Below are 14,552 nucleotides of genomic sequence, written 5' to 3'. Positions count from 1 at the left end.
TTTTACCCAATTCCAACACAAAAAAATAAAGTGGTGTTTCACCACTTTATTTTGCGTATTCCACTGCACGTGTTTCACGAATAACAGTTACTTTAATATGTCCTGGATAATCCAGTTCACTTTCAATACGTTTTCGAATATCACGAGCTAAACGATGAGCTTCTAAATCATCAATTGTATCTGGTTTTACCAGAATACGAACTTCACGTCCTGCTTGAATTGCGAAAGATTTTTCTACACCTTCATAAGACTCTGAAATCTCTTCCAACTTCTCAAGACGACGAATGTAGTTCTCAAGCGTTTCACTACGAGCTCCCGGTCTTGCAGCTGATAATGCATCTGCTGCAGCAACTAGAACTGCAATGATAGAAGTTGGTTCTGTGTCACCATGGTGAGATGCGATACTGTTTATTACAACAGGATGCTCTTTATATTTCGTTGCGAGTTCAACACCAATTTCAACGTGACTACCTTCTACTTCATGATCGATTGCTTTTCCGATATCATGTAACAGACCAGCACGTCTTGCTAGTTTTTCATCCTCACCAAGCTCCGCTGCCATAAGTCCAGTTAAGTATGCAACTTCCATAGAGTGTTTTAAGACGTTTTGTCCATAACTTGTACGGTATTTTAAACGACCTAAAATTTTAATTAAATCTGGATGTAAGCCATGAACACCCACTTCAAACGTTGTTTGCTCTCCGACTTCACGAATATACTCGTCCACTTCACGTCTTGATTTTTCGACCATCTCTTCAATACGCGCTGGATGAATACGTCCGTCCTGTACTAGTTTATCAAGAGCGATACGAGCTGTTTCACGACGAATCGGGTCAAATCCAGATAGAATTACCGCTTCTGGTGTATCATCGATAATAAGGTCAATACCTGTTAACGTTTCTAACGTACGAATATTACGACCCTCACGTCCGATAATACGTCCCTTCATTTCGTCATTTGGAAGATTTACAACCGAAACGGTTGTTTCAGCAACATGATCAGCTGCACATCTTTGCATTGCAAGAGATAAAATCTCTTTTGCCTTCTTATCCGCTTCTTCTTTCGCGCGAACTTCACTTTCTTTTACCATAACGGCAATTTCATGAGAAACTTCACTTTCCACTTTACCAAGAATAATTGCTTTCGCTTGTTCGCGGGTCAGATTGGAAATGCGCTCTAATTCTGTTTGTTGCTTTTGAACTAACTCTCCCACTTTGCTTTCCAACTCTTCAATCTGTTGTTGTTTCGCTACAAAAGATTCCTCTTTCTTTTCCAACTGTTGCTCGCGCTTATCGAGCGTTTCGTCTTTACGATCAAGGTTCTCTTCTTTTTGCATTAAACGATTTTCTTGTTTTTGTAATTCGCTTCTACGGTCACGAATTTCTAATTCAGCTTCTGTACGAAGTGTATGAATTTCATCCTTTGCTTCTAAAAGCGCTTCTTTCTTAAGTGCTTCAGCATCACGATTCGCTTCGTCTAGAATACGTTTTGCTTCATTAGCTGCACCATTAATCTTCGCTTCAGCAATAGACTTTCGAACAAAAAAGCCAACAACTGCACCGACTGTTGCAAGCAAAATGGAGATGAGTATCCAAACTGTACTACTCATGATTTCACCTCCCCTTGCTATGAATGAAAAAAGACTGTCGGCATGTACATTGAATTACAACGTACAGCAAAGACCGTCGTCCCGCTTTTTTAAGGGACTTTCTTCATTTCACAATTAAAATGTCATATTATTATTTCGGCAAGATTTAAGTCTTACTCCGAATATTACTTCTCTTCTTGAGAAGAGTGTATCGTATATAAGAAAAAATATACATTCTCATTGTATCTATCGCAATTTTCATTGTCAAGCGTTGTCTACTTTTACTTTCTTTACCTTCAGCCCTGAATCTTATATGGATTAAAAAAACAGACGGCATATTATCCTGGAAAACCTTAGAAAATCCCAATTCATTCACTTAAAATATATGAATATTCCCCTTTACACATAGCCTTTTGGATAGAATAAATATTTTATCTCCAGCTATATACAACGCTTTCATAGTGGATTAAAAAATAAAAGACACGGGACCGTGTCTTTTATTTTTTAATCTTGACGAGTTGAATCTTCCGTGTCTTCAACACCAGAGTTTTCACCAATTCCGTGATGTTCACGAACAAAGAAGGCAATTTCCTCTCTTAAATCCGTATTCTCTTTTAAGAATTGCTTCGAATTTTCACGACCTTGTCCTAAGCGTTCTTCATTATAAGAGTACCAAGCACCGCTCTTTTGAACGATATCAAGTTCAGAAGCCATATCTAAGATTTCACCTTCTCTTGAAATACCTTCTCCGTACATAATATCAACTTCAGCAACACGGAATGGCGGTGCTACTTTATTTTTAACTACTTTTATTTTCGTTTTATTACCAACAATGTCGTTACCTTGCTTTAATTGCTCAGCACGACGTACTTCAAGACGGACAGTTGAATAGAATTTCAACGCACGACCACCTGGAGTTGTTTCTGGGTTCCCGAACATAACCCCAACTTTTTCACGAATTTGGTTGATAAAGATTGCGATTGTTTTTGATTTGTTGATTGCACCTGAAAGTTTACGAAGTGCTTGTGACATTAAACGTGCTTGTAAACCAACGTGAGAGTCACCCATGTCCCCTTCGATCTCAGCTTTCGGTACAAGAGCTGCTACAGAGTCAATTACGATAATATCAACCGCGCCACTTCGTACAAGTGCTTCTGCGATTTCTAGTCCTTGCTCCCCTGTATCAGGCTGTGATAATAGTAATTCATCTATGTTAACACCTAATTTTTGTGCATATACAGGATCCATTGCATGCTCCGCATCAATGAACGCTGCTTGTCCACCTTGACGCTGTACTTCCGCGATTGCGTGTAATGAAACTGTTGTTTTACCTGAACTTTCAGGTCCATAAATTTCAATAACACGGCCACGTGGGTATCCGCCTACCCCTAGTGCCACATCAAGTGCTAAAGAACCACTTGAAATTGTAGAAATTCTATGCTCCGCTTGTTCTCCTAATTTCATAATTGAACCTTTACCGAATTGCTTCTCTATTTGTTTTAACGCCATATCTAATGCCGCTTGACGATCGCTCATTCAAAATTCCTCCTTAACTAAATTGCTAATCTTATTATACCTATTTTCAATTCAATTTGCCAACAAAAATCGAACATTTATTCGTTTTTTTATTTTAGATCGAATAAAACTAGGTTTTCCAACAAAAAAAACTAGAAGAAATTTATATCTCTTCTAGTTTTTTAAATAAATGATAAAATCCATATTTTGTAGAGCGTTCTCTAATTTGTTGACGACTTCCACTTAAATTAAGCGAGAAGACTACAGCTGGTTCATCTTTAATCACCAATCCAATAAATACGGTTCCTGGTTCTTTATGCTCTGAAGCATCCGGTCCTGCCACCCCAGTGAAACTAATCCCGATATCTGCTTTTAACAGTTTCTTTACATTTTCAGCAAGATAACGAGCACACTGTTTACTAACTGCGCCGTCAGTGCGTAACACTTCTTCAGGTACGTGTAAAATTTGTTGCTTCACATCATTTTGATAACAAATGACACCGCCTTTAAATACAGACGAGACGCCAGCATTTTCTGATACTTGATTTCCAAAAAGACCACCTGTTAAACTTTCTGCACATGCTAAAGTTAACCCTTTTTCCTTCAATAGCCTTATTGCCTTGTAATGAAGGAAATCTTGGTCATATCCGTAGAAAAATTCTCCTACTCTTTCTAAAATCAAATCTTCCACATGCTGAATCAGTTTGTCCGCCTCATCAGCATTTTGATGTTTGGCAGTTAAACGTAATGTCACTTCTCCATCATTTGCGAGTGGTGCAATGGTTGGGTTCGTTTGTCCATCAATTAAATCTTGAACTTTCACCTCTAATTGAGATTCCCCAATACCGAAAAAACGAAGAACACGAGAATAAATATTTTCCCCCGTTGTAAACTTACATAAAAAAGGCTCTACGTAACTTATATACATCGGCTTCATTTCTTTTGGTGGTCCTGGTAATAAAATATAAACTTTTCCGTTCTTATTTACCCCCATACCAGGCGCCATACCGTGATCATTCGCAAATACAGTCGATCCATTTAAAACGAGCGCCTGCTTTTTATTATTCTCCGTAAATTCACGGCCTGTACGCTTAAAATAATCGCTTATCGATGTTAATGCCTCTTCATCATACACAAGCTCTTCATCTAAACTAGACGCTATTGTTTCTTTCGTTAAATCATCTTTTGTCGGTCCTAATCCACCTGTAAAAATGAGCATATCAGCTCGTTCTTCAGCCAATTCAATTGCCTTCTGTAATCGCTTGTTATTATCCCCAACGACAGTATGGTAGTACACGTTAATTCCGATTGAAGCTAATTTTTCAGATAAAAACTGGGCATTTGTATTTGCAATTTGTCCAAGTAATAATTCCGTTCCAACCGCAATAATTTCAGCATTCATCCCAATTCCCCCATAAACTTCTATTTTGAATTTACAAGAGCATCTTTATTTTTCCAGAAATAATCCAATCCTGAAATAACGGTAAAGATTAATGCAATCCATATGAAAATATCTGCAACTGGAATATGAAGTAAATTTAACGGTACATCATGTAATAAGTATGCTGCAATCGCAATAATTTGTGTCCATGTCTTAATTTTCCCTAGCTGATTTGCTGCAACTACTTCCCCTGTCCCAGCAAGTACAAGGCGTAAACCTGTTACTGCAAACTCACGACTTATAATTACAATAACGATCCAAGCAGGTACATATTGCATCTCTACCAACGTGATAAGTGCTGCAGAAACAAGTAATTTATCTGCTAACGGGTCAAGGAATTTCCCTAAATTCGTTACAAGATTATATTTTCTTGCATAATGTCCATCAATCCAATCTGTAGCTGAAGCAATTATAAAAATCAGCGCTCCTACTAAATGTTGAATTGGTAAATTGACATCACCAATTGTATATGAGCCCCAATTAAAGGGCGCTAGCATAATTACCATAAAAATTGGAATTAAGCAGATTCTAGATATTGTAATTTTATTTGGTAAATTCACAGCTATTCCTCCATCATGTCAAAAACATTTGTTCATTGAAAAAAGTCATCGAAGCGATGACTGTTATTGCGCAGGTTGCCCTATCCCTTGGTTTTTTATCACCAATCTTTGGTGATATTCTTTTTCTGGATCTAATGGGAAAGTAACCACTTGGCCATTCAGTTTAATTTCAACATTCGGTGCACTTCCAATATTAAGCCGCACTTCTTTTACTGTTGATAAATCACGTTTTTCTGTTTGACCACTTTGTACTGTAGTGTTTAGAATTTCGTTACCCGCATCATCTTTAACATCTACATAGCTTGCACCCTTCGCTGAAATTTCCAGTTCTAATGTTTTATTATTATGAATTTCCAAAGTAGATACCTTACCACTCGTTCCAACTACCTTCACTTCTTGTTGTCCAGTTGGTTGCACTGGTTGTTCCTCTTTCTTTGGCTCTTCTTTTTTTGGTTCTTCCGCTTTCACTTCATCTTTCTTCGTATCTAGCGGAGAATCTTTTGCTTTTTGAACTTCAATTTTCTCACTTTGAGCATTCGGAACTTGCCTATCATCTTTTCCACTTAACGCTTGAATAACAAACCAGACTACCACTCCAAATGCGATTACTAACAACACAATCAAAATTTTTGGCATATGATCTGCAATTGGCCATGACGAAGATTTTTGCATTGTTTCTTGTGTTTTTTGTCCAGTTGATACTTGTGGAACTTCACGATTTTCAGATTGTGGTATCGTACTCTGATATTCTACAAGCAGTTCCTCTCCATTTAATCCAACAGCATCTGCATATTGCTTAATGAATGCACGCGCATAAAAAGCTCCTGGCAACACACCATAATTGCCTTCTTCAATCGCTACTAAATGGCGTTTTTGAATTTTTGTAATCTCATGCAGCTGATCAATAGATAAGCCTTTCGCTTCTCTTGCTTCTGTCAGCTTTTGTCCTAATTCCGTCACTACTAACACCTCAATATTTCTTTAAAAGTCGAACATAGAGAAATTGTTTTTCGTACCTTGCTCAATTTCATCTACTAAATTATATTGAATTTCTTCATCATAATCGTTACGCAATTCGATAATATAATCAAAATCATCCAATGTGTATTCTGACTGACTCACAAACACATCCGGATGTTCCACAACTTTCGTTGCAGGCAATCTCATGATTTCACGAACGAGCTGCCAGTGTCTTTCATTGGCACGCTTTGTCGACACAATTCCATCTAGTATGAAAATATTATCGTCGCTATACTCATCTTCAATCAATTGGCTACGAACAGTTTGCTTAATGAGAGTAGATGATACGAATAACCATCTCTTATTTGCACAAACACTTGCGGCAACAATAGATTCTGTTTTTCCGACACGAGGCATTCCTCGTATCCCAATTAATTTATGACCTTCTTTTTTCATTATCTCCGCCATAAAGTCTACAAGCAATCCTAATTCATCACGCACAAATCGAAATGTTTTCTTATCATCTGCATCTCGTTGTATGTACCTACCATGTCTAACTGCTAGCTTATCTCTAAGCTTTGGCGGACGATATTTCGTTACCGTTATATTATCCATCGTATTTAAAATTGATTCAAGTCTAGAGATTTGTTCTTGATTATCACACATAAGCAAAAGTCCACGTCGTGCATTATCTACACCATTAATTGTGACAATATTGATGCCAAGCATACCGATTAACGAAGAAACGTCACCAAGTAAGCCAGGTCGGTTTTTATGTATTTCATATTCAAAATACCATTCAATCATCCAAAATCACTCCCCTACGCTTACTTTACACCTACGTACTATATTATATGATTTCATCTTAATAGGGAAGCTAAATGTATAATCTATTCCTCCTAATTATTATACAAAAAAAGTAGAGAGGAGCTTCTCCTCTCTACTTTTACTTATGTTGTACAAACTTCACCATTAAATTTGCGATTGTATGTTGCTCTTGTTCATCAGCAACTTTCCAAAGCTCAGACAATAATTTTTCTTGATCGTTGCGCGCTTCTACTTCATTAGCTAAATAATCCCCAACACGAAATGCCATATCTGATACGGCACCACCATCAAGCCCTTTTCCCCCCGCTTGTTCTAAACGTTCTCCTAAAAAGCTCTTCCACTGATCAAAATTATCTAACACTGACATGTTTAAGCACCTCACTATTGAGTAATAGAATCATGCTTAATTTGTGCATTTTTTTATTTTTTATGTAAGAAATTTTTAACAATGCCAACCGCCATTGACTCCAATAATTTGCCCTGTAATATAGGAAGCTCCTGGCGAAACGAGGAAGGAGATTGTTTTTGCTACCTCTTCGGGTAGTCCTATTCTACCTAATGGAATATCTTCAGCAATTTCATTTTTATCATCTTCTGAAAATACATTTAACATCTCTGTTTCGATTGCACCTGGCGCTACCGCATTAACGCGCAATCCACTTAAAGAAACTTCTTTCGCTAAAGCCTTCACATATGAATTTTGTGCACCTTTCACCATTGAGTACAGCACCTCACAAGACGCTCCTATTTGCCCCCAAATGGATGAAATAATGACAACATTACCACTTCTCCGCCCGATCATCGGTGGAAGCGCCAGCGATAGAAGTCTATATACACTCTTTACTTGAAGCTCCACCATATAATCTAATTCTTCATTCGTAACATCTGTTACTAATCCAAAGATACTCTTTCCAGCTGCGTATACAATAACATCAATAGGATGTTCGATTTGCCCCCACAATTTCTCCGCTCCATCGATAGAAGCTAAATTTGCTTGCACAGGAATCACTACATCAAATTCCTTTTGTAACTCCTTTACCTTCTCTTCGCTTTTATTGTAATGAATATAGACTGTGTAACCATCCTCAATTAACTGCTTCGAAATAGCAGAGCCAATCCCTCCGCTTCCTCCAGTTACTAATGCATACTTTTCCATAAATTCCCTCTCTCATCTTTTATGTATAAATAAATAATACCCTCATCTTACCATTTGGCAATAACCAAACGTTAGATGAGGGATATAGATACTGCGTTTTTTATTCACATATTACTTCACTTTTTTGGTAAAACTTGGCATACACTCATTTTCTCTTCAATTAATAATGTTTTTGCTGCTTGTTGTAGGTCTTGAACAGTTAATCCTTCTAACACTGTAAGAGCATCAAATAAACTAGATTCATTAAACGCATATCGTGTAAACTGATTTGCAATATATTCAGGTGAATTCAACGATCGTAAAAATCCGCCAATTTTCTTTTTCTTCACCCGTTCCAGCGTAGTCTCATCTAACTGATCATAATTCGTTTGTAGTAAAATACCTTTTAATCGCTCTGCCAATTCATCAGGTTGCTTCGTATCTCCACCAACCATTGCAAAACCAAAGTTATTTTCTTCTGTATAGTCATACGAGAACGAATCATCAATAAGACCTTCATTATATAAAGATTCGTAATGAACTGACCCTTTTCCAAATAAATAATCTAAAAGTAATGTAAGCGCAATTTCTTGTTTTAAAAGGGCTTGCCCTTTTTCTTTTAAATTCGTTGCCTTAATACCAACTAAACATTTTGGAGTTTGGACAGGCATTGAAATAATCTTTTTCTTTTCATTTACTTCTTCTGGTTCCTCTTCAAAAGAGCGAACGATTTCCGGTTGATTTTCGTAATCTTTTTTCGCTTGATTTTCACGAACTAAATCCATTGTTTTTTCAGGATCAATCGCTCCAACAACAAATAATAACATGTTGCTCGGATGGTAAAAAGTCTCATAACATTCATACAGTAGATCTTTTGTAATTTTACTAATAGACTCAATCGTCCCTGCAATATCAATTTTAATTGGATGTTTCACAAACAAACTATCGATTAATCCAAAGTATAAACGCCAGTCTGGGTTATCTTGGTACATTTGAATTTCTTGACCGATAATACCTTTTTCTTTTTCAACCGTTTTTTCAGAGAAATACGGTTCTTGTACAAAGTCTAACAACGTATTTAAATTTCTCTCTACATTTGATGTACAGGAAAAGAGATAAGCGGTTCTTGTAAAAGATGTAAAAGCGTTCGCTGAAGCACCTTGTTTACTAAACAATTGAAACGCGTCATGATCCTCTTTTTCAAACAATTTATGCTCAAGGAAATGAGCAATTCCATCTGGCACACGAGTCATGTCTTCTTTTCCAAGCGGAACAAATGTATTATCAACAGAACCGTACTTCGTCGTAAATGTTGCAAATGTTTTGTTGAAGCCTTGTTTCGGTAAGATATATACGTCTAATCCATTCGGAAGTTTTTCATAATATAGCGTCTCTTTTAATTGCTCATACACAATTTTCTCCATTTATTCTCCCTCCGTTCCATGTAAAAAGTAAATTGTATCTAGTTCAATATTATTAGCAACTTTCACAATTTCTTCTTTCGTCACGCTTTCTATGCCCGTTAGCCATTCTTCAACTGGACGCGTACGCTCTGAGATTACCCCATGATAAAGCATTTCAACAAAACCACGTGGTGTATCAATTGCCTCTAAGATTTGATTTTGAATTACACTTTTCGTTTGCTGAATCTCTTCCTCTGAAAAATCACCGCTTTGCATTGCTTTCATCTGTTCTTTAATAATTTCAACAGCTTTTTCAAAGTTCTTCGCTTCAATCCCAGACATAACGAAGAGCAAACCTTTATGACTTTCAAATCTCGATGCTGCATAGTACGCTAAACTATTTTTTTCACGGACATTTACGAATAACTTCGAATGAGAAAACCCTCCAAATAATCCGTTAAACAATTGTAATGCAAAATAATCTTCATCTTTATACGTAATGAATGTGCGATAGCCGATATTTAATTTACTTTGCTTTAGTTCTTGTTTTTCAACAATTTCTTTTTCTTCATTATTTCGTTTATGAAGAAGTACATTTCTTTCTTTCACAACACGAGGTGAAATCGAAAAATACTTATTTACAAGCTCCACAGCATCTTCTGAAATGTCACCAATGATATATAAATCCATTTCATCTTCAGCTAACACTTTTTGATAATATTGATACAAACTTTCATTTGTAATAGAAGCAACACTCTCTTTTTTCCCATTTGCACTTAAGCGATATGGTTCTACTTTGCACATTTCTTCGATTAAACGCTCGTTTGCATAACGCATTTTATCATCATAAGTAGCTTCAATTCGTTGCAAGAGTGCTCGTTTCTCACTTTCTACAATAGAAGATAGAAAACCGTCCCCTTCTGTTGCTGGATGTAAAACAATATCAGATAACATAGAAAGCGCTTTTTCAAATAACGGTGGTGCATCGCGTAAATATGTTTCATTTGCAATGTCTACATAAATAGAGATGATATGGTCTTCCCCTTTTTTACTTACATCTACCGCTAAAGAAGATCCATATAATTCTTCTAAATATTGACGAAGACGAATTACAGAAGGCAGTTTTTCTGTCGCACTTTGCAATACGTACGGCAATAAGGCACGCTCTGTCACCGTCTCCTCATTTAAAGGTGCTTTAAAACGAAATACAAAGGTATTTGTTTTAAATTTATCAGTCGGAATAATATGTACTCGCAAGCCACCTAATTCATGCAGTTGCTGTTCCATTAGTTTCATTAATAGCCCTCCTTTACGTATGTAGGAATATTCCTCTTCAATATACAGTTTTTAGAAATAAAAAATCAACTTTTCTTCCTTATTATGCTTACATTTGAGTCTTTCTAAAAACTTTAATATGTAAGGAACATAGTAAAATTCCGTATTAAATATATTCTATGTAAAAAAGCCCGCACTAATGTGCGAGCTTTTCTTATACTTTCTAAATACTCATCGTTTTCCTTTTTCATAAGGCGTTCCTAATGCTTTCGGAGCTTCAGATCGGCCTACAAAACCAACGAGTGCTAATATTGTAAATACATACGGTAATATCGTTAAGAATACACTTGGAATTTCTTTTAATACAGGAATTGTACCACCTGTTATCCCAAGTGATTGAGCAAATCCGAAGAACAGCGCTGCTCCAAGAGCACCAAGTGGATTCCATTTACCAAAGATCATAGCTGCTAGTGCCAAGAAACCTTGTCCAGTAATTGTAGCACCTGAGAAGTTACCAGAAATCGACATTGCGAAGACCGCACCCCCCACTCCTGCAAACATTCCAGATATACAAACTGCAATATAACGCATTTTATATACATTAATCCCCATCGTATCTGCTGCCATTGGATGTTCACCAACAGCACGAAGACGAAGACCGAACGGCGTTTTATAAATAATGTACCAGACAACAAATGCTAAAATAATGGCAATATACGACGTTAACGGTACATTTGAAAAAAAGATTTTCCCGATTACCGGAATATCCGAAAGTCCTGGAACATCGATTTTTTCAATTCGGTATTGAATAAAATCAGTCTGTCCTTTACCAAAGATTTTCTTAATCGCAAATACTGTTAAACCGAGAGCCAAAAAGTTAATCGCTACCCCGCTTACTACTTGATCCGCGCGGAATGTAATGGATGCTACTGCGTGAAGAAGTGCAAATAACCCACTACCAATAGCTGCAAATAATAGTGCAATCCAAGGAGTCATTGCTCCCCATGTATCACCCATTAATAACGTTGTAACAATACCAGTAAATGCACCAAATAACATTAAACCTTCTAATGCTATATTTACAACTCCAGAACGTTCACTGAACACTCCACCTAACGCCGTAAAAATAAGTGGCGCTGCCGTATATAACGTACCAGTCACAAGAATGGCTAAAACATCTAAAAAGCTCATTTATTTTCCCTCCTTGCTCATGCGTGTAAGTGCCCAGCGTAAAACATAACTGCAAGCAACAAAGAAAATAATACATGCGATAATAACATTAATTAACTCAGAAGGTACATCTGCTTCAAAATTCATTTGTGGGGCTGCACTTTTCAAACCACCGAACAGTAAAGCCGATAATAATATACCAAATGGATTATTCCCTCCAAGAAGAGCTACCGCAATCCCATCAAATCCAATACCTGTAAACGAAGACATCGCTGTCATGTTTTGGAATGTACCAAGCCCTTCCATAGCACCACCAATTCCTGCAAACGCACCCGCAATCGTCATAGATAGCACAACATTTCGAGAAACTTTCATCCCCGCATACTGAGAAGCATGTTGATTAAATCCAACAGATTTCAATTCGTATCCCAATGTAGTTCTATCCAATAAGAACCACATAATAATCGCAATTAAAATCGCTACGATAATTCCCCAGTGCAAACGAGAACCATCCGTTAAAGAAGATAACCATTCAGAAGATAAAGAAGCACTAGATTTTATGTCATACGATTTCTCATTCGCCTCATGTAAAAAGCGCTTAATTAAATCATACGTCACATAAAGTGCAATATAATTCATCATGATCGTTACGATTACTTCATTTACTTTAAATTTCCCTTTCAAATATCCCGGGATAAATCCCCATAAACCACCAGCTATCGCCGCTACTAAAATTGACAACGGAATATGTAAAATCGCCGGTAATGATACTGCATACCCAAACCAAACAGCAGCAAGCCAACCAACTAATAATTGTCCTTCTACTCCGATGTTAAAAAGACCTGTACGGAATGCAAATGCCACAGAAAGTCCTGCTAACACAAGCGGAATCATCGTACGTAATGTTTCACCAATTGCTTGCGGATTTCCAGCCATTCCTTCCCAAAGCGCTGCATACCCGACAATTGGATCATATCCACTAACTAACATTACAATGGCACCAACAAGTAAACCAAAAATAACGGATAATACAGGAACTAAAATGTTAATTGTTCGCTCCGTTAAAAATTTTTTAGCCATTTGTATTCACCTTCTCTTTCTCCGTTCCGCCAGCCATCAACAAACCAAGCTGTTGTTCATTTGTTTCTTTCGCATCGACAATTGCTACAATTTTCCCTTCATATATAACAGCAACTCGATCACTTACATTTAAAATTTCATCCAGTTCTAGCGATAAAAGTAATACCGCTTTCCCGTTATCTCTCTGCTCGATTAATTTTTTATGAATAAATTCAATCGCACCTACATCTAAACCACGTGTTGGCTGTGCTGCAATTAATAAATCCGGATTACGATCCACTTCACGTGCGATAATTGCCTTTTGCTGGTTTCCACCAGATAGTGCACGAGTTAAGGTTTGTTCACTAGGTGTGCGTATATCAAACTGTTCAATAAGCGCTTTTGCTTTTTGTGTGATTTTACTAAAGTTTAAAATCCCTTTCTTTGAGAATGGATTTTTATAGTACGTTTGCAAAACTATATTATCTCTAACAGAAAAATCAAGCACAAGCCCGTGTTTATGACGGTCTTCTGGAATATGACCAATTCCTTCCTCTGTAATTCTTCGAACAGGCCAATTCGTTATTTCTTTTCCTTTAATTGCAATAGAACCTGACTCAACTTTTCGTAAACCAGTAATTGCCTCTATTAATTCACTTTGTCCATTTCCATCAATCCCTGCAATACCAACGATTTCTCCTGCACGAACAGTTAAGTCAAGGCCTTTTACAGCAGGTAATTGGCGTGCATCATAAACGATAAGATTCGCAACAGACAGAACCTCATCTTTCGGTTTGGCCCCTATTTTTTCTGTTTTAAAATTCACTTGACGTCCGACCATTAATTCTGCAAGTTTATGTTCATCCATTTTCGCTACGTCAACTGTACCAATTCCTTTACCTTTACGAATAATTGTGCAACGATTGCAAACTTCCATAATTTCTTTTAATTTATGTGTAATAAGAATGATAGATTTTCCTTCTTGCACAAGCTTTTTCATAATTTGAATCAACTCATGAATTTCTTGAGGAGTTAACACTGCAGTCGGTTCATCGAATATTAAAATCTCCGCACCACGATAAAGCGTCTTTAATATTTCAACCCTTTGCTGCATCCCCACCGAAATATCTTCAATCTTTGCATTTGGATCAACAGCTAAACCGTACTGTTCAGATAATTGTTTAATTTCTTTTGCAGCCTCTTCAACAGCTATTTTCCCTTTTCTCTTCGGCTCATTTCCAAGAATGATATTCTCTGTAACTGTAAAATTATGAACAAGCATAAAGTGCTGATGGACCATCCCAATTCCAAGGTCATTTGCTATATTCGGATTTGTAATTTTCACAGGGTTTCCTTTAATTTTAATTTCGCCCTGTTCTGGTTGATACAAACCGAACAGTACATTCATCAACGTTGATTTCCCTGCACCATTTTCTCCAAGTAAAGCGTGTATCTCTCCCTGTTTTACTTGCAGCGTAATATCATCATTCGCTACAATGCCTGGGAATACTTTTGTAATATTGTTCATCTCAATTACGTATTCCATTTTGTTCCTCCTTCTAGCAGGGAACACTCCCCAATTACACTCTATTAAAAGTATTTTTATATATACAAAGGT

At 36.9% G+C, this 14,552-nt stretch carries 13 protein-coding genes; all 13 read right to left on the bottom strand.

The window, feature by feature from the left end:
• Nucleotides 1-46 precede the first annotated feature (46 nt).
• The gene (rny, locus tag ACE38F_RS10345; RefSeq protein WP_215553932.1) at nucleotides 47-1,609 is read right to left on the bottom strand and encodes a ribonuclease Y; all 1,563 of its coding nucleotides are present in this window, start codon (nucleotides 1,607-1,609) and stop codon (nucleotides 47-49) included.
• A 483-nt stretch (nucleotides 1,610-2,092) separates the two neighbouring features.
• Nucleotides 2,093-3,124: a recombinase RecA gene (gene recA / locus ACE38F_RS10340; RefSeq protein WP_341306019.1), complete on the bottom strand. Its 1,032-nt coding sequence runs from the start codon at nucleotides 3,122-3,124 to the stop codon at nucleotides 2,093-2,095.
• Between the two features lie 142 nt (nucleotides 3,125-3,266).
• Nucleotides 3,267-4,505, bottom strand: coding sequence for a competence/damage-inducible protein A (locus ACE38F_RS10335; protein WP_375369379.1), 1,239 nt, complete (start codon nucleotides 4,503-4,505; stop codon nucleotides 3,267-3,269).
• Between the two features lie 20 nt (nucleotides 4,506-4,525).
• A complete protein-coding gene (gene pgsA, locus ACE38F_RS10330; protein WP_215553935.1) occupies nucleotides 4,526-5,104 on the bottom strand; it encodes a CDP-diacylglycerol--glycerol-3-phosphate 3-phosphatidyltransferase in 579 nt (192 codons plus the stop codon).
• A gap of 63 nt (nucleotides 5,105-5,167) precedes the next feature.
• The gene (locus tag ACE38F_RS10325; protein ID WP_341306017.1) at nucleotides 5,168-6,064 is read right to left on the bottom strand and encodes a helix-turn-helix domain-containing protein; all 897 of its coding nucleotides are present in this window, start codon (nucleotides 6,062-6,064) and stop codon (nucleotides 5,168-5,170) included.
• A gap of 21 nt (nucleotides 6,065-6,085) precedes the next feature.
• Nucleotides 6,086-6,871, bottom strand: coding sequence for a DUF3388 domain-containing protein (locus tag ACE38F_RS10320; RefSeq protein WP_002066761.1), 786 nt, complete (start codon nucleotides 6,869-6,871; stop codon nucleotides 6,086-6,088).
• Nucleotides 6,872-7,010: 139 nt separating this feature from the next.
• Nucleotides 7,011-7,259, bottom strand: a complete 249-nt coding sequence (locus ACE38F_RS10315) for a DUF3243 domain-containing protein (RefSeq protein ID WP_000114449.1) — start codon at nucleotides 7,257-7,259, stop codon at nucleotides 7,011-7,013.
• 75 nt (nucleotides 7,260-7,334) lie between these two features.
• Nucleotides 7,335-8,048 (bottom strand): elongation factor P 5-aminopentanone reductase, encoded by a 714-nt coding sequence (gene ymfI, locus ACE38F_RS10310; protein ID WP_215553937.1) that lies wholly within the window; start codon nucleotides 8,046-8,048, stop codon nucleotides 7,335-7,337.
• Nucleotides 8,049-8,164: 116 nt separating this feature from the next.
• Complete coding sequence (gene yfmH / locus ACE38F_RS10305; RefSeq protein WP_215553938.1) at nucleotides 8,165-9,451, bottom strand: EF-P 5-aminopentanol modification-associated protein YfmH; 1,287 nt, start codon at nucleotides 9,449-9,451, stop codon at nucleotides 8,165-8,167.
• A complete protein-coding gene (gene yfmF, locus ACE38F_RS10300; protein WP_078172938.1) occupies nucleotides 9,452-10,726 on the bottom strand; it encodes an EF-P 5-aminopentanol modification-associated protein YfmF in 1,275 nt (424 codons plus the stop codon). It lies immediately after the preceding gene.
• A 210-nt stretch (nucleotides 10,727-10,936) separates the two neighbouring features.
• Nucleotides 10,937-11,896: an ABC transporter permease gene (locus ACE38F_RS10295; protein ID WP_002111342.1), complete on the bottom strand. Its 960-nt coding sequence runs from the start codon at nucleotides 11,894-11,896 to the stop codon at nucleotides 10,937-10,939.
• A complete protein-coding gene (locus tag ACE38F_RS10290; RefSeq protein WP_215553939.1) occupies nucleotides 11,897-12,955 on the bottom strand; it encodes an ABC transporter permease in 1,059 nt (352 codons plus the stop codon). It abuts the gene before it with no gap.
• Nucleotides 12,948-14,480 carry an ABC transporter ATP-binding protein gene (locus tag ACE38F_RS10285; RefSeq protein ID WP_215553940.1) on the bottom strand — a complete coding sequence of 511 codons (1,533 nt, stop codon included), beginning with the start codon at nucleotides 14,478-14,480 and terminating at the stop codon, nucleotides 12,948-12,950. Before ACE38F_RS10285 ends, ACE38F_RS10290 begins: the two co-directional genes overlap by 8 nt.
• Nucleotides 14,481-14,552: the final 72 nt, after the last annotated feature.

This window comes from Bacillus altaicus, assembly GCF_042136375.2.
Classification (GTDB): domain Bacteria; phylum Bacillota; class Bacilli; order Bacillales; family Bacillaceae_G; genus Bacillus_A; species Bacillus_A cereus_U.
Note: the sequence above shows the minus strand (reverse complement) of the source record. Positions and strands in the feature narration are given on the sequence as shown.